General features: G+C 52.2%; 2 protein-coding genes. Both read left to right on the plus strand.

All coding sequences use genetic code 11. The features are described 5' to 3' along the window. Nucleotides 1-831 (plus strand): polysaccharide deacetylase family protein (locus A4E54_RS00005; RefSeq protein ID WP_286723572.1); only part of this gene is annotated, 831 nt, incomplete at its 5' end. Nucleotides 832-957: 126 nt separating this feature from the next. Continuing rightward, on the plus strand, nt 958-2,550 hold a 1,593-nt coding region (locus A4E54_RS00010), incomplete at its 3' end, for a phosphodiester glycosidase family protein (RefSeq protein WP_286723574.1).

The following is a 2,550-nucleotide window of genomic DNA, read 5'->3' on the forward strand; positions in this document are numbered from 1 at the left end:
ATTCCCGTGTTGGTCTACCATAATTTTTCACGGGAAAATATTTGTGACCGCAACAGGGATTTAACGTCCGGAGCGAGTTTCGCGGGGGAGATGGAATATCTGCACGACAACGGTTATCATGTCATCCCTCTCAAAATTTTAATAAATCATATGCAGTACGGTGAGAGCCTGCCGGAAAAAGCAATTGTGATTACTTTTGACGACGGGTATGAAGGAGATTATACCGTAGCCTACCCGATCCTGAAGAAATATAATATCCCGGTTACGATTTTCTTGATTGCCAATAAGGATCAGTACTTTGGCCCGGAAGCGCCTCCCATGCTAAGCTGGGATGAGATGAGGGAAATGGAAGGCAGCGGCCTGGTCGATATCCAGGCGCATACATTTGACTTGCATTATAAAGCTTATACCGGCCGGGACAGAATCCGGCGGGAACCGGCGGCGGTTGCCAGGGCGTATCTTCCGGACCTGCAAAGGCGGGAGACGGAGGAAGAATTTGCCGGTAAATTATATAATGACTTTTTGCAAGCGCGTACTACCATTGAGAAAAATTTAAACAAGCAGGTTGATACCTTGGCCTGGCCTTTCGGGGCGTATAATCAGACATCCCTCCGCATAGCCCGTCAAGCCGGCTTTAAATATTTTGCCACTATGAAGCGGGGAATGAACGAACGGGGCGACAGCGTCCAGGTTATCCGCAGGATCAGCGAGGACGACAACATCCGGCTGGAGCAATTTGCGAAATTTGTTGAGCCGGATTATTCCTATATAAGGCAGCTCAGGCAGGTGACTTTCAGGTACCTGAACCGTTTAGCCGAATTTTTCAATTAACAAAAAGCCGGCGGATTTTATTTAAGCGTTATATGCGATATTATGGTCCTGTTTTGCAGGAAGTGCGGTTGGTCCTATAGAATTTTATAGTCGGGAGATTATGCAATTTCAGGAGGTTGGCGTAATATGAGGATAATCTTGTCGCTTTTTATTGCCGCCAGTTTTCTTTTCGCGGCGGCAGCAAGCGCTATCGCAGGTGAACTGCCGGAACAGGGTTCTTTTTTCAGTGTCCTGGAACGGCAGACAGAAACAATCAGTGAAGGCGTATCTCTTTTATCTTACTCGCTGACCTTGGATGGTCAGCCGGTCAGGCTGTCGGTTTTACAAGCGGACTTAAGCAATCCTTACGTTAAAATGGAGGTCCTGGTCGGGGCCGACGGGACGATGGAAAAAACCCAGTCCGCGAGTAAAATGGCTGAACGCGCCGGAGCCGTGGCCGCTGTCAACGGCGGCTTTTTTATCATGGCTCAGGGGAAGCCGCTGGGGACAATCATCCAGGATGGGGAACTGGTGTCCAGTCCGATTATGCGCGGCGACATGCCGGTTTTTGCGCTGGGTATGGACAAACATCCGCTGATGGACTTTTTTAAGTTCAATGGGGAGGTGAAAGCCGGCAACGGATCGGCTTTTCCTCTTTTTGGCGTTAATAAGCTGCTGTATAACCTGGAAGACGGCGGAATTTCCGACACTAACCAGCTGACCCTGTACAACCGGAACTGGGGGCCGTTAAGCCGGGGCGGCTGCGATGAACTGCCCGGCGCGATAGAGACAGTGGTAGAAAACGGTACCGTTGTAAAACAGGTCCAAGCCGCCGCGCCGTTGCCGATTCCCGCCAACGGTTATATTCTCTGGGGTCATGGCGCCGCCGCGGAGTTTATGTCTAAAAACATGCCGGTTGGCTCCCGGGTGGCAGTGAGCTACCAAACCACCCCGGCTTTTGAAAAAATAAAATTGTCCACAGGCAGCAACAGCTTTCTGGTACAGCAGGGAAAGGTAGCAGAATTTCAGGAAGACCTTAAAGGTAAAAATTCCCGTACGGCAGTGGCGTCTTCTGATAATGGAAGGTTCCTTTATCTTATCTCTGTGGAAAAAAGCGGCCAGAGCGCCGGTGTGGAACAGGAAGAGCTGGCGGAGCTGCTGGTGGCGATGGGTGCCGACACAGCCCTGAACCTGGACGGCGGCGGCTCAACAACCATGGTGGCGAAGCACCTTGGCGACACCGGCTTGTCTAATATTGTCCAGCCTGAAGAAGGCTGGCAAAGGCCGGTTACCGACAGTCTGGGGATATTTAACACAGCTCCGCACGGCCAGCCCGCGGGAATGATTATAAGCGGCCCGGACCAGGTCCTGGCCGCCACAGGCGGCAATTATACAGTAAAGGGCTACGATACCCACTATTACCCGTGGAGCCCGCAAAGCCTCAGCTGGCGCGTCAGCGGGGGAGGCGGCATTGACAATGGTGTTTATATTGCCGGCAGCGGCGGGGACGTGGTGATTGAGGCCTACTCCGGCGGCGTGAAAGGAACAAAAAAAGTACACGTAGTGGGCGCCGGTGAGATCAAGGCTTTACATGTGGAGCCATCAGTAATAAAAAACCAGAACGGTCAGGCTGTGCCCCTGTCCTTTTCCGTTGAGACTCTGGACGGGCGGGCAATTCCGCTGGAGGCCCGCTATGTCACCATCAACACTACCGCCGGGACAGTGAAGGACGGTGTATTT

It is taken from the genome of Pelotomaculum sp. PtaB.Bin117, from assembly GCF_002067195.1.
Lineage (GTDB): Bacteria > Bacillota > Desulfotomaculia > Desulfotomaculales > Pelotomaculaceae > Pelotomaculum_D > Pelotomaculum_D terephthalicicum.